Here is a 24,322-nt window from a genome sequence, read left to right as displayed (position 1 = left end):
TCACCCGGCAGTGTTACGGGTCCGGGGCTTGGCGGCCTTGTATTTGGACACCGTGGGATCGTCTTCGATCCAAAATCGCCATGGGTAGTCAGTGCTGCCACCCGGCCCGGCTACTCCAACGCGCGGTCCGCTGGCCACGGCAGGTGCAGGCGTGGTGGGCAACCACAAACTGAACGGTGAGGCGAGGGCGTCGCGGCCAGTGTCCGCCGTCGTAAGCCCCAGTGCGGAGGCCAGCCGCGCAGGACCGCTGGCCAGATCCTTATGCGCTTTGGAGGCGGGCCGGCGGAGGGCAGCAAGCCCCTGGCCCTCCACTATTTCTCCAGCCCGCAGGAGCAACGCTGAAGGTGAGCCGTCGGGACCGCACACAATGTTTGCGCAGTAGTGCATGCCATAGGTGAAGTACACGTAGAGGAATCCAGGCGGGCCGAACATGGGCGCGTTCCGGGGCGTAAGCCCACCGAAGGTGTGGGAGCCAGGGTCCGGGTTTTCCGAATCCCGGGGTCCCATGTAGGCCTCAACTTCTGTGAGCCGTACCGAGACCGGACCGGCGTCGGAGTGATGGGTCAACACGGCACCAAGTATCTGTGGAGCGATGACTCGGGGATCGCCTTGGAGGAAGGTGCGCACCTCTGCCGGGCTGCTGATGTGCTGGTCCATGGACGAACTCATGAACCAGACCCTAACAAGAAACCAGCAAACGGCCATGTCCGATTTCCGCTAGCACAGGCAATGGGCGGCTGGCAGGATGAAGCCATGGACTTCTGGCAGCGCTACCGGGCAATCGACGCGCGCGACACCCGCTTTGACGGGCAATTCTTCACTGCCGTCAGCTCCACCGGCATCTACTGCCGGCCCTCCTGCCCTGCCCGTACGCCCAAAGCTGAGAACGTCACGTTCTACGAAACCTCCGCAGCCGCCCACGAAGCCGGATACCGCGCCTGCAAGCGCTGCCTACCGGAAGCCGTTCCCGGAACTCCCGCGTGGAACCTCCGTTCCGACGTCGCCGGCCGGGCCATGCGGCTGATCAACGACGGCGTGATCACTCGCGAAGGCGTGGACGGACTCGCTCACCGCTTGGGCTACTCCCCGCGTCAGCTCAACCGCATTCTCAGCAACGAACTAGGTGCCGGTCCCCTCTCGCTGGCGCGGGCCAGCAGGGCCCAAACCGCCAGGACCCTGCTGGTATCCACGGACATGCTGCTGGCCGACGTTGCTTTCGCATCCGGCTTCAACAGTGTGCGGCAATTCAACGACACCATCGGCGAGGTCTTTGCCATGACGCCGACGGCGGTGCGTGCCACCGGGGCAAAGTCCGGCCAACGCCGGAGTACCGCAGCCCCTGGCTCCCTTACGCTCAATCTGCCGTACAGGGAGCCCTTTGACTCCGGCATTTTCGACTTTTTGGCGGTTCGAGCTGTAGCGGGCATAGAGGCGGCGAATACCTCGACGGACGCACCCGGGACCAATTCCAGCAGAACCTATGCCCGTACCCTGCGCCTGCCTCGGGGCAATGCGTCTTTCACGGTCTCCTACAACCCCTCAGTTGCCGGCAAACCGTTGCAACTGACCACCACCGCCGTGGACCTCCACGACCTCCCGGCACTGATGAGCCGGGTCCGGAGGTTGTTCGACCTGGACGCGGATCCCCTAGCGATCGATGACGCATTGGCAAAGGATCCGCGGTTGACGTCAAGCGTCGCTGGGATCCCCGGGATTCGGGTGCCCGGGGCTGTGGATCCCCACGAGCTGCTCATCCGGGCCATGATCGGCCAACAGATCACCGTGGCTGCCGCCCGCACGGCCCTGACCCAGTTGTCCGCAGCCGGATCCTTCGTCGAGGGCGCCGCCCCCGGCTTGGACAGATTATTTCCGACGGCCGCTGAACTGGCCGAACACGGCCGCGACCTCCTGCGGGGGCCACAGCGGAGGATAGACTCCATCGTCGCCGCCGCTGAGGCCATGGCCGCTGGGGAGCTCGACTTCGGCTACGGCGATTCCCTGGAAAGTCTTGGGCGGAAACTGCTCCCCCTCCCGGGCGTGGGGCCCTGGACTGTCGGCTACGTGGCCATGCGCGTTTTGGGCGCACCCGATGTTTTCCTCGCCAACGACGCCGCGGTGCGGAACGGCTTGAAGTCGCTGCCGTCGGTCACCGAACTCAGCACCGATTTCCGGGAGGTCAGCCCCTGGCGCTCTTACGCCACCATGCACCTGTGGCGCGCGGCAGCGGTCAAGGCCAGGGGCACTCCGCGTTCTTGAGTGAGAGAGGGACCACCCGAACCACCCGGGACGTGAGAGAGGGACCACCCAAACCACCCGGGAAGTGAGAGAGCGTCGGGTTAGCGGGGCGCGGGCAATGCGGCGGGCCAGGGCAGCAACTCCGGGAGGTCAACGCCGTCGGCGGCCGCAGTGGCGCGGAGGCTCCCCAGACTGGGCTCCCTGCCCGCCAGCCACGCAGCGATGTCCGTGAGCATGCCGGTGATGGCGATGGACGTGCCACCGCTCCCAATGCTTCGCTGCGGAAGGCCCGTCGGCTGCAAAACAAACTTGGATGAGTCCGGCACGCGTGCTTCGAGGAACCCGATGAGGTGTTCGCAGAAGGGACGGCTCCACGTCTCCGGTCCGAACCCCAGCTTCAGGTCCGAGGCATGGATGGTCAGTTCACGCCACAACGCCAGACCGCCGTCCAGCACTGTTCCGTCCCGGTACGCGATGCGCGCCTGCCATTCGTTCGGCCCCAAGGCATCAAAGGCGGCAACGGCGGCATCCACTGCGGAGGTGACAGCTTCCGTGTGCCGGGCCAGGCTGTGTCCGGCCGCGAGCTCGATCGCCTTGTTCCGGCCGTCCATGCCGCCGTCGTAGAGCTCAATGGTCTCGCCGCGGCGGGCATAGTCCAGTTGCCGGGCCATCGCTTTGGATATACCGGCGATGTGCGCCAGAACGTGGCCGCGGGTCCAGCCTGGCAGTTCAGACGGTTCAGCGACGGAGGATTCGTCCATCTTGGACAGGAGGCGGAAGACGGTGCTTGCGGCTTTGTGAAGCTCTGCGGGCAGCGCCTCAGGGGTGATCTGAGTCATAGCGCCATGCTAGCCCACCACATTAAACACCTGTGGGATGGCAGCGAACGTGCCATCCCACAGGTCAATGCGTCAATGCGTCAATGCGAAGTGATTAGCCGGCGTAAGAACGCACCGCGTCCAGTTCCGCTTCGAGTGCCTTGAGTTGGCGCTCGACGGCGGCCGGCGCCGTTCCGCCCTGGGAGTTCCGGCTGCTGAGCGAACCTTCGGTGCTGAGGACACTGCGGACCTCGGGAGTCAGGTGCTCCGAGATGGCCGCATACTCCTCATCCGTCAGATCCCACAACTCCACACCACGGCCTTCGGCCTGCTTGACGGCAGCACCGGAAAGCTCATGGGCCTCACGGAAGGGAACGCCCTGCCGGACGAGCCATTCGGCAATGTCCGTTGCCAACGCGAAGCCCTGGGGAGCCAGGGACTCCATGCGCTCGGTGTTGAACTTCAGAGTGGCAATCATGCCGGACACGGCCGGAAGCAGCAGCTCCAAGGTATCCGCGGCATCGAAAACGGGCTCCTTGTCTTCCTGCAGATCACGGTTGTACGCCAGCGGCAAGCCCTTGAGCGTGGCCAACAAGCCGGTCAGGTTGCCGATCAGGCGTCCTGCCTTGCCGCGGGCGAGCTCGGCGACGTCCGGGTTCTTCTTCTGCGGCATGATGGAGGACCCCGTGGAATACGAGTCATGCAGCGTGACGAAGGAGAACTCCTTGGTTGCCCAGAAGATGACTTCCTCGGAAATCCGGGAAAGATCCACGCCGATCATGGAGCAAACCCAGGCGAACTCGGCGAACACATCGCGGGATGCGGTGCCATCGATCGAGTTATGGACGGCCGAGAAGAAACCCAGATCCGCGGCAACGGCCTCAGGATCCAAGCCCAAGGAGGAGCCAGCAAGTGCACCGGAACCATAAGGCGAAACACCGGCACGCTTGTCCCAGTCCTGAAGCCGCTGCACATCGCGCAGCAGGGCCCAGGCGTGGGCCAGCAGGTGATGGCTGAGCAACACCGGCTGTGCGTGCTGAAGGTGTGTCCGGCCGGGCATGGCTACACCGTGATGGGCCTTGGCCTGCTCAACGAGGGCCTCAATGGTGGCAAGGACACCGCGGGCGATGATCCGGGCATGGTCACGCAGGAACATGCGGCCAAGGGTGGCAACCTGATCGTTGCGGGAACGGCCGGCCCGGAGCTTGCCGCCCAACTGGGTCCCGGCACGCTCAATAAGTCCGCGTTCCAGTGACCCGTGCACGTCCTCGTCGCTCTCAGCCGGGAGATAGGCGCCGCTGGCGACGTCCTCGTCCAGCTGGGTGAGGGCGGTGAGCATGCCTTCGAGTTCGGCGTCGTCCAGCAATCCGGCTTTGGCCAGCACGCGGGCGTGGGCCTTGGAACCGGCGATGTCGTAGCGGGCAAGCCGCCAGTCAAAGTGAGTGGACTTGCTCAGTGCTGCCAGCGCATCCGCAGGGCCGCCGGCGAACCGGCCGCCCCACAGCGCACCTTCATTTGTCCCTGAACGCTCCCCAACCTCGCTCCGCTCGGCCGGGGACCCCTGCGTCCCGGGGCCCTGCTGAGGACTCACTGCCCTGCGACGCGGAGGTCGCGGCCCGAGGCAACCTTGGAGGACATGCCCCACAGCTCGATGAAGCCGCGTGCCATGGACTGGTCGAAGGTGTCGCCGGTGTCGTAGGTGGCGAGGTCGAAGTCGTACAGCGAAGTGTCCGAGCGACGACCGTTGACGATTGCCTGGCCACCGTGAAGGACCATGCGGATGTCTCCGGAAACGTACTGCTGGGTGTCTTCGATGAAAGCGTCCAAGGAGCGCTTCAGCGGGGAGAACCACTGGCCGTCGTACACCAGCTCGGCCCAACGCTGGCCAACAGTTGCCTTGAAGCGGGCCTGCTCGCGCTCGATGGTGATGTCCTCGAGGTGCTTGTGCGCGGTGATCAGCGCCATGGCACCCGGGGCCTCGTAGATTTCGCGGGACTTGATGCCAACAAGGCGGTCCTCAACAACGTCGATCCGGCCAACGCCCTGGGCGCCTGCACGGCGGTTCAGTTCCTGGATGGCCTGCAGCGGGGTGACCTTCACGCCGTCGATCGCTACCGGAACACCGGCCTGGAAGGAGATGGTGACCTCATCCGGTGCCGGCGGGAATTCCGGAGTGGCGGTGTAGTCGTAGATGTCCTTGGTGGGGGCGTTCCAGATGTCCTCGAGGTAGCCGGTCTCCACGGCGCGTCCCCAAACGTTCTGGTCGATCGAATACGGGTTCTTCTTGGTGGTCTCGATCGGAAGACCCTTTTCCTCGGCGAAGGCAATGGCCTTGTCGCGGGTCAGGGCGAGGTCGCGGACCGGGGCGATGCACTTCAGGTCCGGGCCGAGGGTCTGGATGCCAACTTCAAAACGGACTTGGTCGTTGCCCTTGCCCGTGCAACCGTGAGCGACCGTGGTGGCGCCGAATTCGCGGGCAGCCTTCACCAGGTGCTTCACGATCACCGGGCGGGAAATGGCCGAAACCAACGGGTAGTGGCCCTGGTAGAGGGCGTTGGCCTTCAGGGTGGGCATGGCGTACTCGTTGGCGAACTCGTCACGGGCGTCGGCCACGTAAGCTTCGACGGCGCCGCAACCGAGGGCGCGCTGGCGAATGGTCTCCAGGGACTCGCCGCCCTGTCCAACATCGACCGCCACAGCGATGACCTCGGCGCCGGTGGCTTCACCGATCCAGCCGATGGCTACGGAAGTATCAAGGCCACCGGAGTAGGCCAGAACAATGCGCTCAGTCACGAGAGTGCTCCTTAGTTGTTTCTTGGTTCATTCGAATCAATGCTGTGTGAATCAATGCTGAAAAGATCAATCAGTTGCCGGGCCCGGCTTCTTCGGCCATGCGCAAAAAACGCGCCGCCAGTTCAGCCCCGCCGTCAGGGTCACGCGCGACCAGCAGCAAAGTGTCGTCGCCTGCGATCGTACCCAATACCGACGGCATCACCGAGTGGTCAACGGCCAAGGCCAGGAAGTTGGCAGCTCCCGGCGGTGTGCGGAGCACCACAATGTTCCCCGAGGCCTCCGCGGTGACCAGGAGTTCGCCACAAAGACGTGTCAGCCGTGCATCCAGAATTTCCTGGGTTACACCACTTTTGGCATTGCGGTCCCCGCCCTCCCCCGGAACGGCGTACACGAGGGCACCTTCTTTGCCCCGGACCCGGACTGCGCCAAGTTCCACGAGGTCGCGGGACAGCGTGGCCTGGGTGACCTGGACGCCGTCGTCCGCCAGCAGTGCTGCAAGCTCTGCTTGGGAACGCACGGACTCACCGGTCAGGATGGCGGTAATGCGCGCCTGCCGGGCAGTCTTGGTGGCCGGGCTCGCGCCCGGCACGGACGGGGTGGTGGACACTAGAACGTGCTCTCCCCGGTGCCTTCGACAGGAGAAAGTCCCTCCACAAAGGCCAGCCCGGAGCGGTGCATCAACCACGCCATCAGTGCCTTCTGCGCGTGCAGGCGGTTTTCTGCTTCGTCCCAGACGATGGATTGCGGCCCATCGATGACTCCGGCGGAAATCTCGTAGCCGCGGTACGCAGGCAGGCAGTGGAGCACCACGGCGTCCGGTGCAGCTTGTGCCATGGCAGCCTCATCCACGGAGTAATCGCGGAACAGCTGCATCCGGGCTTCCTTCTCCGCTTCCTGCCCCATGGAAACCCACGTGTCCGTTGCCACGACGTCTGCGCCTTTAAGGGCTTCGGCAGCGTCACTGGTGATCAGCACCGAACCGCCGGTTTCGGCTGCGCGTTCTTCCGCGGCGGCCACGATTTCCGGCGCGGGCAAGTAGCCCTCAGGGCCGGAGATGCGAACATGCATTCCGGCCGTGACGCCCGCCAGCAGGTAGGAGTTGGCCATGTTGTTGGCGGCATCACCGAGGTAGGCCATGCTCAGTCCGGCAAGTTCCCCCTTGTGCTCCTTGACTGCCAGGAGGTCCGCCAGGAGTTGGCAGGGGTGGTAGTCATCGCACAGGGCATTGATAACAGGGACCCCGGAGTTCTCCGCCATTGCCACCAGGCCCGAGTGGGCACCCGTGCGCCACACGATGGTGGAGACCATGCGTTCAAGGACCTTTGCGGTGTCCTCGACGGATTCCTTGTGGCCGATCTGGGCCTCACCCGGGTTGATGATCAACGCGTTGCCGCCCATGTCCGCAATGCCCGTGGCAAAGGAAACACGCGTGCGGGTGGAGGTCTTGTCAAAGATCACGGCCACGGTCTTGCGGCCGTTGCCCTCGGCAGCGAAGGGCTGCACACTGTACGGCGCGGCCTTCATCCGGACGGCGAGATCCAAGACCTCAGCCTGCTCTGCAGGGCTGAGGTCCGTGTCCTTCAGGAAGTGACGGGTGGTGGTGGAAGAAGTCACTGGGCATCCTTAGCGGTTTGGGCTGTAGCCGTGGCAATCAGGGTGGGAAGAGCGTCCAGGAAGCGGTCCGCTTGATCGATGGTGAGGATCAGCGGAGGTGCCAGGCGGATGGTCCGGGGGCCAGGGCTGTTAATGATGAAGCCTGCGTCCAAGGCCGCGGATACCATGGCCGGGGCGATGTCGGCGTTCACATCGAAGCCGATCAGCAGCCCCTCACCGCGAACCTCGGTGACAGCTTCCACGCCAGCAAGGCCTTCGCGAAGGTGCTCCCCGACCGTCAGCACGTTCTGCAGCACGCCTTGGCTTTCGATCGCGTGCAGTGTGGCCAGCGCCGCAGCCGTAGCCACCGGGTTGCCACCAAAAGTGGTGCCGTGCTGCCCGGCGGTGAGCAGGGCCGACGTCGTACTTCCAAAGGTAATCAAGGCACCCACGGGGAAGCCGCCGCCCAGGCCCTTGGCGAGGGTCATGGCATCGGGCACAATTCCGGCATCTTCGCTGGCCAGCCACTTTCCAGTGCGGCCAATGCCCGTTTGGACTTCATCAAGGATGAGAAGAGCACCGGCTGCGCTGGTCACTTCGCGGGCTGCCTGCAAATATTCGGCGCTGAGTGGCCGGACGCCCGCTTCGCCTTGGATCGGCTCCAGGAAAAGGGCCGCTGTGGAATCGTCGACGGCGGCGCGCAGGGCATCGATGTCACCGAACGGAATGTGCACCACGCCACCGGGCAGTGGCTCAAAAGGCGCACGGTAAGCCTCTTTGGCCGTGAGCGCCAGAGCACCCATGGTGCGGCCATGGAATGCACCTTCCAGCGCAATGATCCTGGTGCGCTTCCCGTCACCGTTGTTACGGCGCGCCAACTTGAACGCGGCCTCGTTGGCCTCAGTACCGGAGTTCGCGAAGAACACCTTGGAACCATTCGGAGCTTTGCTGAGCGCCAGCAGCTTTTCCGCCAGGGCAATCTGCGTAGGGCTGGTGAAGAAGTTCGAGACATGGCCGAGTGTGGCCAGCTGACTCGAAATCACCGACGTAACAAACGGGTGGGCATGACCCAGCGCGTTCACCGCAATGCCGCCCAGGAGGTCCAGGTATTCCTTGCCGTCGGCATCCCACACGAGGCAGCCGGCGCCACGGACCAAGACCCGCTGCGGAGTACCGAAAACACCCATGAGCGAGGACGAGTAACGGGCCAGCCAGTCAGCACCATTACTCACCCCAGTCATGACGGAAGCTTTGGCATCCGATCCGGCGATGGGACCCCGGGTGTGGTCGGGCACCGCGAAGCGGGCGGGGGTTCCATCGCCGGTCGGATCGATGCCAACAACTTCGCTCATGCGTTCACTTCCTCGTCAGGTACTACTTGCGTGCCGATGCCTGCCGTGGTGAAGGTTTCCAGCAGCATGGAGTGCGCGAGACGGCCGTCCACGATGTGTGCGCGTTCCACGCCCTCGTCAATAGCCTTCAGGCAAGCGGCCATTTTGGGGATCATGCCGGATTCGAGCTTGGGCAGCATCTCACGGAGTTCAGAAGCCGTCAGAGAGGAGATCAGCGAGGATTTGTCCGGCCAGTTGGCGTACAGGCCTTCAACGTCGGTGAGGATGACAAGCTTGGTGGCGCCCAAGGCTGAAGCAACGGCTGCAGCTGCGGTGTCGGCGTTGACGTTGAGGACTTGACCCGTGGTGGGACCGGAGCCGTTGCCGTCGTCAACGATCTCGGGTGCCACCGTGGAAATCACCGGGATGCGGCCGGCGTCGAGGATGTCTGTAATGCCATCGGGATCCACGCCCACCACTTCGCCCACCAGGCCCAGATCCACCTCTTCGCCATCAACAACAGTGCCCGTACGGACAGCGCGCAACAGGCCGCCATCTTCGCCTGACATGCCCACGGCGTAGGGCCCGTGGGAGTTGATGAGGCCTACTAGTTCACGCCCCACCTGCCCGGTGAGGACCATACGGACCACGTCCATGGCTTCGGGAGTGGTGACGCGCAGGCCGCCCTTGAACTCTGATTCAATGCCGAGGCGGCCGAGCATGGAGTTGATCTGGGGGCCGCCGCCGTGAACCACCACGGGATGGATACCAACGTGGTGGAGGAACACAATGTCCTCGGCGAAGGCACGGCGGAGGTCATCGTTGACCATGGCGTTGCCACCGTATTTGATCACCATGGTGGTGCCAGCGAAGCGCTGGATCCACGGCAGTGCTTCGATCAGCGTGCCGGCTTTGTCCTGGGCTGTTTCGGCAGAGACATGGCTCGTGGACGTCGTCTCGCGGGTGTGCGAAGTCATGGTCATCCGCTCAGCTCGAGTAGGCGCTGTTCTCATGCACGTAATCGTGCGTGAGGTCATTGGTCCAAATGGTGGCCTCGGCATCGCCGGCCTGCAGGTCGATTTCGACCAGCACCTCGCGCGGTTCCAGATCCACCAGGTTGCGGTCATCGCCGATTGCACCGTTGCGGCAAATCTGCACACCGTTCATGGCCACATTGAGCTGGTCTGCCTCAAAGACGGCGTCAGTTGTTCCCACTGCAGAGAGCACGCGACCCCAGTTGGGGTCCTTGCCGAAGATGGCGGCTTTGAACAGGTTGGAACGGGCAACGCTGCGGCTGACGATTTCCGCGTCGCGTTCGCTGGCGGCATTGAAGGTCCGGATAGCGATGTCGTGGCTGGCGCCCTCGGCATCGCCGATCAGCTTGCGTGCCAGTTCGGCGCAGACGCTGGTGACGGCCTCGCTCAACTGCTCGGCAGAAGGCAAAGCCTCGGAGGCTCCGGATGCCAGCAGCACTACCGTGTCATTGGTGGACATGCAGCCGTCCGAGTCTGCCCGGTCAAAGGTGACACGGGCGGCGTCGCGGAGGACGACGTCCAGCTCATTGGCAGGAACCTCGGCGTCGGTGGTGAGGACCACCAGCATGGTTGCCAGGCCCGGCGCCAACATGCCGGCACCCTTGGCAATGCCACCTACGGTGAACTCCTTGCCCTGGGCATCAGTGCCGGTGAAAACGGCTTCCTTGGAAACGCTGTCCGTGGTCATGATGGCCGTGGCGGCAGCGGAGCCGCCATCTTCGGACAATTCGCGGAAGGCAGCGTCCACGCCGGGAAGAATCTTGTCCATGGGCAGTTGCTCACCGATCAGGCCGGTTGAGCACACTACAACGTCAGAAGCTGAGACTCCCAGGACCTCCGCCACCTTCTCTGCGGTGGCGTGGGTGTTCTGGAAACCCTGCGGACCGGTGCAGGCATTGGCTCCACCGGAGTTCAGCACAACGGCGTCCACACGGCCATCGCTGACTACCTGGCGCGACCAGTGAACCGGGGCGGCAGCGACGCGGTTCGAGGTGAAGACTGCGGCCGCGGACTTTTGCGGCCCGTCATTGACTACCAAAGCCAGGTCCGGGTTGCCGGAGGCCTTGATACCGGCTTTGACGCCGGCGGCGCGAAATCCCTTGGGGGCGGTAATGGTCACGGTGCAACTCCCTGCAGGTTCAGGCCGGCGGTTTCGTCCAGGCCGAGGGCAATATTCATGGACTGCACGGCGCCGCCTGCAGTCCCCTTGGTGAGGTTGTCAATGGCGCACGTGACAATGACGCGGCCCGTGTGGGAGTCGAAGGCCAACTGCATCACAGCGTGATTGGAGCCTTGAACCGACTTGGTAGTGGGCCACTGACCTTCCGGAAGGAGGTGCACGAACGGCTCGTCGTCGTAAGCATCCGCCCACGCTTGGCGAAGCTCGGCTTCTGTGACACTGCGTCCAGCCTGAGGCCGCACTTTGGCCGTGGCAGTGGTGAGAATGCCGCGGCTCATGGGCGCCAGTGTTGGCGTGAAGGAGACAGTCACCGGTTCGCCGGCGGCATTCGAGAGACCCTGTTCGATTTCGGGCGTATGGCGGTGGCCGCCGCCTACGCCATAGGGGCTCATTGAGCCCATGACTTCAGAGCCAATCAGGTTGACTTTGGCAGCCTTGCCGGCGCCGGAGGTCCCGGAGGCAGAGACGATGACGACGTCGTCCGCCAAGAGGAGGTTGTTGGCGAATCCGGGCGTCAAGGCCAGCAAGGCCGACGTCGGGTAGCAGCCGGGCACCGCGATGCGCGTCGCACCCTTGAGCGCCTCGCGCTGGCCGGGGAGTTCCGGAAGACCATAGGGCCAGGTTCCGGCGTGGGCAGAGCCGTAGAACTTTTCCCACGCTCCGGCGTCCTGCAAGCGGTGGTCCGCGCCGGCGTCGATCACTACAGTGCCTTCGGGCAACTGTGCAGCTATCTCGGCCGAAGCTCCGTGCGGCAAAGCAAGGAACACGACGTCGTGGCCGGACAGGTTTTCCACCGTGGTCTCTTCCAGAATCCGACTGGCCAGGCCATGGAGATGCGGCTGCAACTCCCCTAGTCTAGAACCGGCGTTGCTGTGAGCGGTGATGGCACCAATGGTGACGTTCGGATGGCCTGCCAGCAGACGCAGCACTTCTCCCCCGGCGTAGCCGCTGGCACCGGAGACCGCAACAGAAATAGTCATGAGTCCACTGTACAGCAAGAATATTCATGCTGTCCGATATTTATGCATGACTTTGTGATGTGTCTCATTTTTTAGTGCATTGCGAGTATGCTTAGTGAAGGGTGATCCAGACCGTGCAGTCCGAACGTCGGCTGCAGCGTTGCCCGTTAGCGATACGGGGCCATTTATGTCACCCACGTCCACCGCTGAGCGCCCCAAAGCTCGCGCAATTCAACCCAACCCCGTCGTCCAGAGCTACTCAGAGCTCCTCAAGAGCGTGAAATCCGCCGGACTCCTCGAACGCCGCAGTGGCTTCTACATCTGGGTCTTCGTGGCCCTGGTATTGCTCATGGCGGGCACTTGGCTGGGCTTCGCCCTCATTGGCGATTCCTGGTATCAGCTCCTGATTGCCGCTGCCGTAGGCATCCTGTGCACGCAGCTGAGCTTCCTTGCCCACGAGGCAGGCCACAAGCAGATTTTCGCCTCGCGCAGGGCCAATGACTGGTCCGCCCGCCTCCTTGCCACCGGCGTAGCAGGCATCAGTTACTCCTGGTGGGAACAGAAGCACGGAGCCCACCACAACCACCCCAACGTCATCTCCAAGGACCCGGACATCAGGAACAACGCCTTGGTGTTCTACGAAGACGCCGCGGCCGAACGTAAAGGCCGCCTGGCTTTCCTGACCAAGAAGCAGGGCTGGTTCTTCTTCCCGCTCCTGACGCTCCTGGGCCTGAGCCTGCAGTTTGACTCCCTTCGCTTTGTTTTCGGCAAGCAGAAAGTACGTCACCGCTGGGTGGAGACACCCATCCTGGTCACCAGGCTTGCCGCCCTCCCAATCCTGGCTTTCACGTTCCTGCCCATCGGCATGGCGTTCGCCTTCCTGGGCGTACAGATCATGGTTTACGGCTTCTACATGGGTGCCTCGTTCGCACCCAACCACAAGGGCATGCCGGTCCTCCCCAAGGACAGCCGCGTGGACTTCCTCAACCGCCAGATTCTGACGTCGCGGAACATCTCCGGTGGCATTTTCATGGACTTCCTCCTTGGCGGACTCAACCGGCAGGTGGAGCATCACCTGTTCCCGGACATGGCCCGCCCCCACTTGTACAAGGCCACAAAAATCGTGCGCGAGTTCTGCGCCAAGCACTCCATTAACTACACGGAAACCACGCTGATACAGTCCTACGGGATCGTTGTCAGATACCTCAATGACGTGGGCCTGGCAGCAGGCCGCGGCTTCGACTGCCCGGTGGCTTCGACGCACGGACGCCGTTAGGCGTTCCACACCGGAGGCCCCAACCTCCCTAGGATGGATTCTGAAACCGGGCACCGGAAGGACCGCCCCGGAGTGAGGAGCCACCATGACGCACGCCATCGTTGCACAGCAGCCCGGAGGACCTGAGGTCCTCGAGTACGCCACTGTGGAAATACCGAAGCCTGGCCCCGGCCAGCTGTTGATCAAGGTCGCAGCTGCCGGGGTCAACTTCATTGAGACCTACCAACGCAGCGGCACCTACAAGGTGGAATACCCCTTCACCCCGGGCGCTGAGGCCGCTGGCACGGTGGAGGCCGTAGGCGAAGGTGTCGAAGAATTTTCCGTGGGTGACCGGGTCGCCACGGCCGAGGGAAGCCGAACCTACGCGGAGTACGCCCTCGTGGAGGCGGGCAAGGCACTTCCGGTTCCTGACGGCGTCGACGACCACACCGCTGCGGCCCTGCCGCTGCAGGGCATCACCGCGCATTACCTGATGAACTCATCGTTCCGGGTAGAGCCGGGCCACACCGTCCTCCTGCATGCAGGAGCCGGTGGTGTTGGCCTCCTGCTGACTCAGCTCCTGAAGGCACGCGGCGCCCGCGTCATCACCACGGTCTCCTCGGATGAGAAGGCCGATCTCTCTACCTTGGCCGGCGCCGATGAGGTTCTCCGCTATGACGGATTCGCTGACAGGGTCCGCGAACTGACCGACGGCGAAGGCGTCAACGTGGTGTACGACGGCGTGGGTAAAGACACGTTCGACGATTCCCTTAGAAGCCTTCGCATCCGAGGCGCCATGGTGCTCTTCGGCGCCGCCTCCGGCCCCGTACCGCCATTTGATCCCCAGCGTCTGAACGCCGCCGGTTCACTGACGCTGACCAGGCCCACCATGGCGCACTTCGTCCAGAACGCCCAGGAGCGCCGGTGGCGTTCAGCAGAGATTTTCGATGCCGCCGCCAACGGCACTTTGGCTGTCAGGGTGGGCGCAACCTACCCGCTCGCGGAGGCAGCCCAGGCGCACCGGGACCTGGAAGGACGGCGGACCACCGGCAAAGTACTCCTGGTTCCCTGATCAGCCTTGTGAACCCCACATGTGCAAAAAGCGAACTGCAGGTCAACACGGCGTGACCTTCAGGAAACGCCGGACACCTTTTGTTCATCTTTCTGCGGAAAGCTGACCAACGTGAGCACAGAACATTCCGCTGGGGCCGGTACGACGCCTGCCCTGATGACGTACCGTCCCCAGCTGCCCGGTGGCCCTTTGGCCCCTGCCGAACGCACTCTCGTGGACATTCTGGAGGCGACGGCAGCCTCCTTTCCAGAGGCTTCGGCCTTGGATGACGGGCACAAGTCACTGAGCTATACCGAGCTGCTGAAGGCGGTTCGATCTTTTGCCGCAAAGTTGAACGCATCAGGGCTTGGGCGAGGAGACAAAATCGGTGTCCGGATTCCGTCGGGCACCAACGAGCTCTACATCGCCATCCTGGGAATCCTCATGGCCGGTTCCGCTTACGTTCCCGTGGATGCGGACGATCCCGAGGAGCGGGCCCGTCTGGTGTTCGGTGAAGCCAAGGTGGCTGCCGTCATTGCCGCAGGCCTGGACATCCAGCTTTCCGGTCCCGCCAGAGATGCTGTTTCCTCACCGGCAGGCCCCGCGCTGGATGATGACTCCTGGATCATCTTCACCTCCGGATCCACCGGTACCCCCAAAGGAGTTGCGGTCAAGCACCGTTCCTCAGCGGCGTTCGTTGATGCAGAAGCCCGCATCTTCCTCCAGCCCGAGCCGATCGGTCCCCAGGACCGTGTGCTGGCCGGCCTATCGGTGGCCTTTGACGCTTCCTGCGAGGAGATGTGGCTGGCCTGGCGTCACGGAGCCTGCCTGGTGCCTGCGCCACGAGCCCTTGTCCGGACCGGGATGGACCTGGGGCCCTGGCTCATCAACCACGGGATCACAGTGGTTTCCACCGTGCCTACCCTCGCCGCATTGTGGCCCGCGGAAGCACTGGAAAACGTCCGCCTCCTGATCTTCGGCGGAGAGGCCTGCCCGCCGGAGCTGGCCGAACGCCTGGCCGTGGATGGCCGTGAAGTGTGGAACACCTATGGACCCACCGAGGCGACCGTCGTCGCCTGCGCCGCACCCCTTGGCGGACCCGGCCCCGTACGGATCGGCTTGCCGCTGGACGGGTGGGACCTCGCCGTCGTCGATTCACATGGCGTTCCCGTTCCCGAAGGCGGGATCGGGGAACTGATCATCGGCGGAGTCGGGTTGGCCCGGTACCTGGATCCCGCCAAGGATGCCGAGAAGTACGCCCCAATGCCAACGCTCGGATGGGAACGTGCGTACCGCTCGGGTGACCTGGTGCGCTTCGAAACCGAGGGCCTGATCTTCATGGGCAGGGCCGATGAACAGGTCAAACTCGGCGGACGTCGGATTGAACTGGGCGAAGTTGATGCAGCGCTGCAGTCCTTGCCCGGCGTCGCAGGTGCGGCTGCCGCAGTGCAGACGACGGCGGCCGGCAACCAGATCCTGGTGGGTTACCTGGCTCCCGTTGACGGTTATGAACTGTCCATGGACGATTCCCGCCAACTTCTGGGCGAGAGCCTGCCGGCTGCTCTGATCCCCCTGCTGACAGTGGTGGATTCGCTTCCTACCAAGACCAGCGGCAAAGTGGACCGCCATGCGCTGCCCTGGCCGCTGGCAGGAGCGGGCGCCACCGAGGCAGGCAACGCTCCACTGAACCTGCCCGATGACGCCCGGTGGGTGGTGGAGCAGTGGGAATCGGTACTGGGCAGCCCCGTCAGTTCACTCGATGCCGACTTCTTCGCTTATGGTGGCGGATCCCTGGCTGCGGCCCAGCTCGTGTCGGCACTCCGGGTCCGCTACCCCACCATCACCGTGGCTGACATCTATGCCACTCCGCGCATCGGCGCCCTGATTGACGCCGCCCGGCAATCACTGCCCGACGGCGGCGCGCCAGGCCCCGCTGCAGAGCGCAGCGTCCGCCCCACCGCCTTGAAGTCACAAGTCTTCCAGGTCCTCATGGGCGTGCCGCTCCACATCCTCGTAGGGATGCGTTGGCTGACCTACCTTATGGCTGCCAACAAACTACTGGCCGACTTCGCCGGGTTCGCTGCCGCTCCCGTTCTCTCCTGGTGGTGGATCGCTGCGTCATGGCTGGTCTTTGTCAGCCCTCTGGGTCGCATGACGATCTCGGTGCTGGCGGCCCGCATCCTGCTCGGCAGGGTTGAACCAGGAACCTACCCCAGGTCCGGCAAGACGCACTTGCGGCTGTGGCTCGCAGAACAGATTCAAGACCTTTCGGGTGCCATAGGCCTGGCCAGCGCCCCGTTTGTCCCCTACTACGCGCGCGCCCTCGGTGCGAAAATCGGCAGGGACGTCCACCTTCACTCCTTACCCCCGGTGACGGGCCTGCTGTCCTTGGGCAGCGGAGCGAACATCGAGCCTGAAGTGGACCTTTCCGGCTGGTGGGTGGACGGTGACTCGGTGCACATTGGCCAGATCCATGTGGGAGCCGGTGCAGTGGTGGGTGCCCGGAGCACCCTGATGCCCGGAGCCACCATAGGTGCGGGGGCCCACGTTGATGCCGGATCCGCTGTGCTGGGCAAAGTCAAAGCCGGACACCTGGTGGCCGGCTCACCGGCAGAACGCCGCGGAAAAGCCAAACACGAATGGCCTGAACCAAGCAGCCGCCGCGCGGGCATGGACCGGCTTTGGTTCTCCGCTTTCGCTGGCGCGTCAGCTTTGCTGGCCCTCATCCCCTACATCTCTGCCTTTGCAGGCGCACTGGTGGTTTTGGCTTTCATCCAGGGCCACAAGTCCCTGGGAACGGCCCTTCCACAGATTGCCTTGGCCGTTCCGCTCGCTGCTTTGGTGTGGTTCTTCGGCAACCTGGTACTGATCCTGATTTTTGCCAGGCTCCTCGGCCTGGGTCTGAAAGAGGGCTATTACCGGGTGCGCAGCCGCATCGGGTGGCAGGTCTGGGCTACCGAACGCCTCCTGGACATGGCCCGGGATCTCCTGTTTCCGGTCTACGCGAGCCTCTTTACCCCCGTCTGGTTGCGTCTCCTCGGGGCCAAGGTTGGCAAGAACGTGGAAGCCTCAACCGTGCTCCTCGTTCCCAAAATGACCACCATCGGCGACGGCGCCTTCCTTGCGGACGACACCATGGTGGCATCGTATGAACTTGGTGGCGGCTGGATGAAAATTGCACCGGCCAAAATCGGGAAGCGTTCCTTCCTGGGCAACTCCGGCATGACGGCCGCCGGGCGGAACGTACCCAAGAACTCTCTGGTGGCTGTCCTCTCGGCCACCCCGGCCAAAGCGAAGTCGGGCACGTCCTGGCTTGGCAGTCCGCCCGTCAGGTTGCGCCGCACCGCCGTCGATGCTGATCAGACCCGTACCTTCCGCCCGGCCCTCAAGCTGAAGATCGCCAGGGCACTGTGGGAACTGTGCCGCCTGATTCCGGTCATCCTCACCGTGGCCATAGCCGTCAGCGTGATGCTGGTCCTGGATGGAATCGCGCGCAGCTGGGGTTACTGGGCAGCAGCGGTCCTTGGCGGCGTGGTGATGTTGTCAGCAGGAGCCGTGGCCGCGCTGAGTTCCATTGTGGCCAAGTGGGTTCTGGTGGGGACCATCCGCTCGGGAGAACATCCGCTGTGGAGCTCGTTCATTTGGCGCAACGAAGTGGTGGATACCTTCATTGAGATGGTCAGTGCCCCGTGGTTCGCCCGATCCGCCGCTGGTACCCCTGCCCTGGTGTGGTGGCTGCGTGGGCTTGGCGCGAAGATCGGCAGTGGAACGTGGTGCGAGAGCTACTGGCTCCCCGAAGCCGACCTCGTCACCCTGGGCGAAAACTCCACCGTCAACCGTGGCTGCGTAGTCCAGACACACCTCTTCCACGACCGTGTCATGAGCCTTGACACCGTGACGCTCGGCAACGGCGCCACCATGGGCCCGCACGGGGTCATCCTCCCCGCGGCAAGCATCGGCGACGGCGGAACTGTGGGGCCGGCGTCGTTGGTCATGCGCGGCGAAACCGTCCCGGCCGGGACGTACTGGATGGGCAACCCCGTGAGCCCTTGGGTGGGTCCGTCAGCACAAGCGCCGCGCCTGAAGTAGATTGGACGGATATGGCCGCTCCAATCAATACTCACCTCACCGAAGCCGACCCCTACGCCTTGAACCACGGCAGCAGCGCCTACCGCGTGGACAGGTACGAGTTGGACCTCGATGTCAGGCTGGGCAGCAACAAGCTGATCGGCAAGGCAGTCCTGCGATGCACGGTCCTGGAGCCCATGGCCCAGATCGTCCTTGACCTGGTAGGACTGCGGGCGAGCAAGGTTCAGCTGGACGGCAAGAAGGTGCAGAAGTTCAGTCACCGGGCAGAACACCTCGTGCTGACACCTGTGTCCCCGCTCAAGGCCGGCCAGCAGTTCTCCTTGGAGATCCGCTACGACGGCAACCCGCAGCCGCGCCGCGGCCTGTGGGGCGAAGTGGGGTGGGAAGAACTGAACGACGGCGTCCTGGTGGCCGGCCAGCCAAACGGCGCGGCGTCCTGGTTCCCCTGCAACGACCATCCCCGGTACAAGTCGAGTTTCCTCATCTCGGTAACCACGGACGATAACTACCGCCCGGTGTGCAACGGCAGGCTGGTATCCCACTCGCGAAAATCAAGCCGGGAAACGTGGGTTTACGAAAACAGCGAGCCCATGGCAACCTATTTGGCCACTGTTCAGATCGGGCGGTACGCCAAGGTTCCGCTGCACGTGGACGACACCCACCACCGTGTCCCTCAATTCGTAGCCGTCACCCCCGAAACGGCCGTTGACGCCCTTCAAGGCCTGCGACGTCAGCCGGACATGATGCGTACTTTCGAGGACTGCTTCGGCCCCTACCCCTTCGCCGATTACACCTCCGTGGTTACTGAGGATGAACTCGAAATTCCGCTGGAAGCCCAGACTGTTTCCATCTTTGGCCGGAACCATATGCGCGATACCTGGGATTCACAGCGCTTGATCGCGCACGAACTATCCCACCAGTGGTTTGGTAATTCCCTGACGGTCACCAGCTGGAAAGACATCTGGCTGCACGAAGGCTTCGCCTGCTACGCCGAATGGTTGTGGTCCGAGGAATCCAGGACCATGACTGTTGCCTCGCGGGCAACAGCCGCATGGAAAAGGCTCGACGCCGGGCCGCAGGACCTGCTGGTAGGTGACCCGGGCCCTGAGCTGATGTTCGATGACCGCGTCTACAAGCGCGGCGCACTTGCCGTTCACGCTGTGCGGATGGCGGCCGGGGACGAAGCGTTCTTCGGATTCCTGCAGCACTGGACGGCCACGAACCGGCACGGCTCAGTCTCCACGGAATCGTTCGTCGCAGCTGCGGACGCGTTCCTTCCGGGCTTTGATTGCGCCTCGATTATCCGCCCGTGGCTGTACGAAGCTTCGCTGCCGGCCCTGCCTTCGGCGCGCTAACCCAGTGCCAAGGCGGCTACCAAACCGTCAGGCAGTGCCCTTTCCGTGATATCCCTCAGGCCGGGCAGGTCCAGCACATCCAGCTCTGCGGGGTTGCGCCTCAGGCCCTCCCCCGTCATCTTCAGCCATGCCTCTTTGCGTGCCCACAGGCGCGCGCGCTGACTATCTCGCTCCTGATCCGAGATGGTGGACAGGAAGCGTTTCTCGGTTGCGGTCAGCGCGATGTCGTCAAAGCCTTCGAAGGTTGCTTTGCCGGTCGATTCAAGATCCACTCCCAGCCGTAGTCCTTCGGGAGCATGCACGACGCCGGCCAGTAGTACCCAGCCCGACGCCCGGGATGCACTGAGCGCCAGAGGCGCGGCGCCGCCGTCGAGCATGAACCCTGGGCGACCATGGTCCTGGCCGGGGCCGCACCGCGGACAGTGAAAGTCAGGAACGAGGCGGCGGGACTCCACTCCCACAAGCGTCGCCGCAAAGTGCAGTACGGCCAACCGGCCGGCCACGAACTCGTTTCGATGTGCAGGGTTGGCGTAGCGTAGGGCGCGTCGTTCGGCAGGTTTCCCGAGTACCTCAAGTCTGGTGTCAGGAATGCGGGGGTCATGGAGCTGCCGTAGGTCAAGCACCGGACTGTCCATCACGACCCCTTTCACAGCTTTGGCTCCTGCGAAATGTCGCAACAGGAATGGGTGGAATTTCTGCGGTTGATTGGCGATCCTTACTTTATCTGGAAACCTCGACATGAGTTTCGACTTAAGCAACCTCTACAATGACAGAATCACAGCTTTCGCTGAGCGTGATGATGAACTTCATGGCATCGCAGCCGGAGCCACCGCATACTTGATCAAACCATTCCGCCCCCGCCAGCTGCGTGAACTTGCTGCAACTGAGCCCTCAGCAACTCACATCCCCGGAACCAGGAACAAGTCCTGAGAAGACCCTAGGCAATCCTGCCGGCGTGCGCTGTCTTGCGGCTCAGATATGGAAGCTCCTCCGATCGCACGGCGCTGATCCACACAGCGTCAACGGAAGTGGACAGAATCCCGTGGGGCTGGCGCGGCTGATCGGCAGTTACGACGTCGCGCAGTACTTCACCGGTGCAGCTGAATAACCCGGCCGCTCCCTCGTATGCTGAGTCCGTGGAAAGAGTACTGCTCGATCAAGTCATCATGACCGAGTACGGCCAGTTCAACCTTCTGTGGTCCGGCTATGGCTTTGACGGAATCTTTGAACGCTTCTTCGATGGCCAGGTCAACGGCCTGGGCCCGGCGTCCAATCCGGATGCCATCTACGTCCGCTTCGGCCGGCGATCGGGCGGCTCTGACGTGCGCATCATGCTCCTGGATGAGCCTGCAGAGCTGGACAGTGATTCCTCGTGGGCGGACGAGACCACCGGCGAGCTAGGCCACGTGCCGTCCGGCAGCTACCGGCTGCCGGTCAGCGCGAAGGGACGCGACGAAGGCCATGATGGAGAATTCTCCGAAGAAGTCATCGATCATTACATACTGGAGATGTGGCCAGCTACGCCGAAATCCGACGACATCGTGGGCACCGAGAGCCAGAGCGCCGAGTACTGGCACAAGACGCGAGGAAGCCGCCGCTAGGCGCAGCATCGCTTCAAGTCTGTTCGCCGTGCCATCACTCAGGCAGTCCGCCGGCGGCGATCCGCTCTGCAGTGACCCTGTACGCCTCAGCGATGTAGCTCTCGACGTCGGTTGCAGCGATGCGCCAGACGTTCCGGCCATCGATCTGGATATCCCGCAGATCACCAGACTTGAGCAGCGCCCGGATCTGGTTCACTGACATGTTCAGTTTCTCGGCAGCCTGTTCCGTGGCCAGGAAGCGGTGCTTCTTGCATCCTCAGGCCTACACCCTCCTAAATTCGTCCAACACCACTAACCTTTCAATTGCGCAACAGCAGTTATGCTAGTCATTGGATTTATTGTTCTGCCTGGGGGCCTGGCATGGGAATTGCTTTTGATGACGGCGCAGCCGATGCGCTGATCAGTGCCGCGAACTCCGCCGACGAGGTTCTGCGTGCCGAAGGAGGCTTCCTGTACGGGGCCGTGGAGCAGGCAGTGCAGGACTTCAACGGCAGCTACGGGCGTCTCTTCAAGGACGCCTGCGGCGTCAGGTCCGATGATCGCGGCAAGCTCTCTGGTGTCCTCGCGGCTCTGGCCGAGGACGTCGGTGAGGCCAAGCACAGGGCCCAGCAAGAGAAAACCCGGCAAAAGAACATGGACGCCTGGCAGCAACGCGACAATCTCCGCAAACAGCAACTGCTCTCCGGGAACATCGCCGAAGCATCCGCAACAGTCGCCACCATGGTCCTGGACCCAATGCCCGAGAGAACGCCGATTGCTGCGCCTACAGTTGCAGCTGCGTTTTCGGCGCGGGAACGGCCCCGGTTCGCCGGCGGGCCGGGAACCGGAACCACCTCAGCTGATCCGGGCAAGTTGCGCGGCTTCGCGTCGGTGTCCCGGACTGCCACGAACACCCTGAACACACACTTTGCCGCAGCCCGGAACGCCTGGAGCAGCTTCACAGCATCATGTTCCTGGGTGAACATCGAGACTGAATCTTTTGTTGCTGGTTTTGAGCGACTGCTCGCCGCCAACGCAGCAGATGCCAATTGGATAGAGCAGGTCGCCACCGCATTCGAAACAGCAGGCAGTGGCGCCGTCGCAGACAGCACGCTCAACGGACTCTTCATCCAGTACGCAGCACCAAACCAAGTGGGCCTGAACGACCTCGGAACCATGAGTGCCGCGCAACGGAAGGTTTGGCTCGGTAAGGGTGGCACCGCCCGGCTGCGGGAACTCCTGACCCAACCAGGACTGGACCCCCGTAGCGACAGCCACGTGGTGGTCTGGTCTCGGCCACACCGTCGAGCCTGCCACAGGGAAAGTTACCGTCAGTGAAGCACAGCACCTTCTGATCGAAGCTCTTCCGGACGTCATAGGTAACCTGAACGGTGTCACCGCGACCGCCCGGGACCTTGCCAACCGCCAAAAGTTGCTGCAAATGCACGACCACTGGAAGAAATACCGCCAAGAGCACGGCGGAGAAGTTGATGAAGGCTCCCAGGAAGGCATGGTCAACAAAGTCTGGGAATCGCTCTACGACACCAATGGCGACCCCAAAGTTGCCGACGCCGATGACGAGTCATCGGCTTTTCAACTCGTAAGCTTCGTTCCCTTTGGACTGCGGCAAGGATCAGAGACTGGATATGGTGCATCTATTTCCGTGGGAGACCTCGATGCCGCCAAGCACGTCACCTACCAGGTCCCCGGGCTGAATACCACCGTTGGCCATGACATGTCCTCCAAAACCAAGCAGGCCAAGGATCAAAGAGCCGATCAACGTGAACATGCTGTCCCTCATGGAATTGACCCGGACCGCCTTGCCGTCGTTGCCTGGATTGGCGCTGAACCAGCCAAGGACCTCGGTGTGTTCAGCAACGACCAGGCAAAAGTCGTGGGAGCTGCCCTTCGCAACGACGTGACAGGGTTCAACGCTGTTCATGAAAGCCTCGACAACACTGCCATGACAACAGCTATCGGGCACTCCATGGGATCCCTCGGGGTAATGGAAGCAGCAAAAAAAGAGCTGCCTGTCGATAACGTCGTTCTCGTCGGTGACGTTGGAGCCCCTGATAACGTGACCTCTGTGAAAGATCTCCACCTGAACCCCGGCGGCACCGTTTACCGGGGAACTTACACCGTGGACTACACAGCAGTGATCGGGCATGGTGCTGGCTCGTACCGCAAATACACCACCGACCCGGGGTTCGGGGCCGTCACCTTCGGCACAGACGGCGCGACAGCACCGGATGGCACCATCGAGCACCCCACGAAGACCCATGATGGACAAACTGGAGGCGAAAACGGCATCTACGGATACTTCGACAGGAGAACCGAGTCAAGCATTAACCAAGCCAAGATCTCTCTCGGTCTGCACGATCAACTCACGAATGCGAAACGATGACCACCAAACTCCACCCCGTTTACAGACGTGTCCTTCCCGCGGCAGCCATCATTCTTCTCACCCTTGCAGGATGCGGGACGACGACGACCACCAATCCTCCTACCAGCACCGCGGAGCAGACCATGGGATCAGAACAAGCCCGCAAGGAATATCTCGATCTCTTCACCAAGATTCAAGCCCACGCCCCAGGCGACTGGACAAAGGTCACGCCAGACAAACCCGGAGGGGTCTGTGATGGCCCTCTCGGCACTGAAGGCACCCAAGTCTCTTTCGATGCCACCCGAAGCCCGCTGAGCCGGGAAGAAATGGACGCTCTCCACGACAAGGTCAAGGCTGAGTTCCATACCACAGGGTTCACCGTCACGCAACACACCGACGGAGGCGAAAACTTTGTCAGAAGAACCGACGTGTTCGGCCCCGAAAAGTTCGTCATGGGACTCACCACAGGCAAATACGGCATCGCCCTCGGAGGGAACACCCGTTGTTTTTCCGATCCGGAAGGCAAATTCCGGTAGGAAACAATGACCCCGAGACGCCGCCATTACTGGCGTGCCCTTCCCGCCACGGCGGTCCTTCTTCTGGTCCTCACTGGGTGCGGAACAACGCCGAGCACCAACCCACCTACCAGCACCGAGGAGCAAACTA

At 63.0% G+C, this 24,322-nt stretch carries 22 protein-coding genes; 10 read left to right on the top strand and 12 right to left on the bottom strand.

Translation table 11 applies throughout. The features are described from left to right. A complete protein-coding gene (locus ABI796_RS07785) occupies positions 1–669 on the bottom strand; it encodes a DNA-3-methyladenine glycosylase (RefSeq protein ID WP_373092662.1) in 669 nt (222 codons plus the stop codon). A gap of 84 nt (positions 670–753) precedes the next feature. Here ABI796_RS07785 and ABI796_RS07780 point away from each other — a divergent pair, with 84 nt between their 5' ends. Next, on the top strand, positions 754–2,256 hold the full coding sequence (locus ABI796_RS07780) for an AlkA N-terminal domain-containing protein (RefSeq protein WP_141283867.1): 1,503 nt from the start codon (positions 754–756) through the stop codon (positions 2,254–2,256). An 80-nt stretch (positions 2,257–2,336) separates the two neighbouring features. Here the strand turns inward: ABI796_RS07780 and ABI796_RS07775 are convergent, their stop codons facing one another. From ABI796_RS07775 to argC, 9 genes are all read right to left on the bottom strand, one after another. Continuing rightward, positions 2,337–3,074 carry a maleylpyruvate isomerase family mycothiol-dependent enzyme gene (locus ABI796_RS07775; RefSeq protein ID WP_141283868.1) on the bottom strand — a complete coding sequence of 246 codons (738 nt, stop codon included), beginning with the start codon at positions 3,072–3,074 and terminating at the stop codon, positions 2,337–2,339. Between the two features lie 94 nt (positions 3,075–3,168). Beyond that, positions 3,169–4,644: an argininosuccinate lyase gene (argH, locus tag ABI796_RS07770; protein ID WP_141283869.1), complete on the bottom strand. Its 1,476-nt coding sequence runs from the start codon at positions 4,642–4,644 to the stop codon at positions 3,169–3,171. After that, on the bottom strand, positions 4,641–5,846 hold the full coding sequence (locus tag ABI796_RS07765) for an argininosuccinate synthase (RefSeq protein WP_141283870.1): 1,206 nt from the start codon (positions 5,844–5,846) through the stop codon (positions 4,641–4,643). The genes argH and ABI796_RS07765 overlap by 4 nt, the downstream gene beginning before the upstream one ends. A gap of 70 nt (positions 5,847–5,916) precedes the next feature. Next, positions 5,917–6,453 carry an arginine repressor gene (locus ABI796_RS07760; RefSeq protein WP_141283871.1) on the bottom strand — a complete coding sequence of 179 codons (537 nt, stop codon included), beginning with the start codon at positions 6,451–6,453 and terminating at the stop codon, positions 5,917–5,919. After that, positions 6,453–7,460, bottom strand: a complete 1,008-nt coding sequence (argF, locus tag ABI796_RS07755) for an ornithine carbamoyltransferase (RefSeq protein WP_141283872.1) — start codon at positions 7,458–7,460, stop codon at positions 6,453–6,455. The genes ABI796_RS07760 and argF overlap by 1 nt, the downstream gene beginning before the upstream one ends. Beyond that, positions 7,457–8,680, bottom strand: coding sequence for an acetylornithine transaminase (locus ABI796_RS07750; protein ID WP_141284009.1), 1,224 nt, complete (start codon positions 8,678–8,680; stop codon positions 7,457–7,459). Before ABI796_RS07750 ends, argF begins: the two co-directional genes overlap by 4 nt. A gap of 107 nt (positions 8,681–8,787) precedes the next feature. After that, a complete protein-coding gene (gene argB, locus ABI796_RS07745; protein WP_141283873.1) occupies positions 8,788–9,747 on the bottom strand; it encodes an acetylglutamate kinase in 960 nt (319 codons plus the stop codon). A 10-nt stretch (positions 9,748–9,757) separates the two neighbouring features. Beyond that, positions 9,758–10,924 carry a bifunctional glutamate N-acetyltransferase/amino-acid acetyltransferase ArgJ gene (argJ, locus tag ABI796_RS07740; protein ID WP_141283874.1) on the bottom strand — a complete coding sequence of 389 codons (1,167 nt, stop codon included), beginning with the start codon at positions 10,922–10,924 and terminating at the stop codon, positions 9,758–9,760. Beyond that, complete coding sequence (gene argC / locus ABI796_RS07735; RefSeq protein WP_141283875.1) at positions 10,921–11,964, bottom strand: N-acetyl-gamma-glutamyl-phosphate reductase; 1,044 nt, start codon at positions 11,962–11,964, stop codon at positions 10,921–10,923. The genes argJ and argC overlap by 4 nt, the downstream gene beginning before the upstream one ends. Before the next feature lie 166 nt (positions 11,965–12,130). Here argC and ABI796_RS07730 point away from each other — a divergent pair, with 166 nt between their 5' ends. From ABI796_RS07730 to ABI796_RS07715, 4 genes are all read left to right on the top strand, one after another. Then, positions 12,131–13,219 (top strand): acyl-CoA desaturase, encoded by a 1,089-nt coding sequence (locus ABI796_RS07730; RefSeq protein ID WP_141283876.1) that lies wholly within the window; start codon positions 12,131–12,133, stop codon positions 13,217–13,219. Positions 13,220–13,304: 85 nt separating this feature from the next. After that, positions 13,305–14,270 (top strand): quinone oxidoreductase, encoded by a 966-nt coding sequence (locus ABI796_RS07725; RefSeq protein ID WP_141283877.1) that lies wholly within the window; start codon positions 13,305–13,307, stop codon positions 14,268–14,270. A gap of 156 nt (positions 14,271–14,426) precedes the next feature. After that, on the top strand, positions 14,427–18,338 hold the full coding sequence (locus ABI796_RS07720; protein WP_141284011.1) for a Pls/PosA family non-ribosomal peptide synthetase: 3,912 nt from the start codon (positions 14,427–14,429) through the stop codon (positions 18,336–18,338). Between the two features lie 11 nt (positions 18,339–18,349). Next, positions 18,350–19,693 carry a M1 family metallopeptidase gene (locus ABI796_RS07715; RefSeq protein ID WP_141283878.1) on the top strand — a complete coding sequence of 448 codons (1,344 nt, stop codon included), beginning with the start codon at positions 18,350–18,352 and terminating at the stop codon, positions 19,691–19,693. On the opposite strand, the gene ABI796_RS07710 is transcribed toward ABI796_RS07715, so the two are convergent. Continuing rightward, the gene (locus ABI796_RS07710; RefSeq protein WP_141283879.1) at positions 19,690–20,328 is read right to left on the bottom strand and encodes a 4'-phosphopantetheinyl transferase superfamily protein; all 639 of its coding nucleotides are present in this window, start codon (positions 20,326–20,328) and stop codon (positions 19,690–19,692) included. The two genes, ABI796_RS07715 and ABI796_RS07710, sit on opposite strands and share 4 nt — an antisense overlap. Positions 20,329–20,431: 103 nt before the next feature. Between ABI796_RS07710 and ABI796_RS07705 the strand changes: the two genes are divergently transcribed. Beyond that, the gene (locus tag ABI796_RS07705; RefSeq protein ID WP_174754557.1) at positions 20,432–20,623 is read left to right on the top strand and encodes a hypothetical protein; all 192 of its coding nucleotides are present in this window, start codon (positions 20,432–20,434) and stop codon (positions 20,621–20,623) included. A 206-nt stretch (positions 20,624–20,829) separates the two neighbouring features. Further along, positions 20,830–21,294 carry a hypothetical protein gene (locus ABI796_RS07700; RefSeq protein ID WP_141283881.1) on the top strand — a complete coding sequence of 155 codons (465 nt, stop codon included), beginning with the start codon at positions 20,830–20,832 and terminating at the stop codon, positions 21,292–21,294. Between the two features lie 34 nt (positions 21,295–21,328). Here the strand turns inward: ABI796_RS07700 and ABI796_RS07695 are convergent, their stop codons facing one another. Continuing rightward, positions 21,329–21,529 carry a helix-turn-helix domain-containing protein gene (locus tag ABI796_RS07695; protein ID WP_281283984.1) on the bottom strand — a complete coding sequence of 67 codons (201 nt, stop codon included), beginning with the start codon at positions 21,527–21,529 and terminating at the stop codon, positions 21,329–21,331. A gap of 125 nt (positions 21,530–21,654) precedes the next feature. Between ABI796_RS07695 and ABI796_RS07690 the strand changes: the two genes are divergently transcribed. From ABI796_RS07690 to ABI796_RS07680, 3 genes are all read left to right on the top strand, one after another. Next, complete coding sequence (locus ABI796_RS07690) at positions 21,655–22,611, top strand: hypothetical protein (RefSeq protein ID WP_141283883.1); 957 nt, start codon at positions 21,655–21,657, stop codon at positions 22,609–22,611. 103 nt (positions 22,612–22,714) lie between these two features. Beyond that, the gene (locus ABI796_RS07685; RefSeq protein ID WP_141283884.1) at positions 22,715–23,677 is read left to right on the top strand and encodes an alpha/beta hydrolase; all 963 of its coding nucleotides are present in this window, start codon (positions 22,715–22,717) and stop codon (positions 23,675–23,677) included. Next, positions 23,674–24,192, top strand: a complete 519-nt coding sequence (locus ABI796_RS07680; RefSeq protein ID WP_141283885.1) for a hypothetical protein — start codon at positions 23,674–23,676, stop codon at positions 24,190–24,192. Before ABI796_RS07685 ends, ABI796_RS07680 begins: the two co-directional genes overlap by 4 nt. Positions 24,193–24,322: the final 130 nt, after the last annotated feature.

The organism is Paenarthrobacter aurescens (genome assembly GCF_041549525.1).
Lineage (GTDB): Bacteria > Actinomycetota > Actinomycetes > Actinomycetales > Micrococcaceae > Arthrobacter > Arthrobacter aurescens.
The sequence above is the reverse complement of the archived record's forward strand: the minus strand, read 5'-3'. Positions and strand labels throughout refer to the sequence as shown.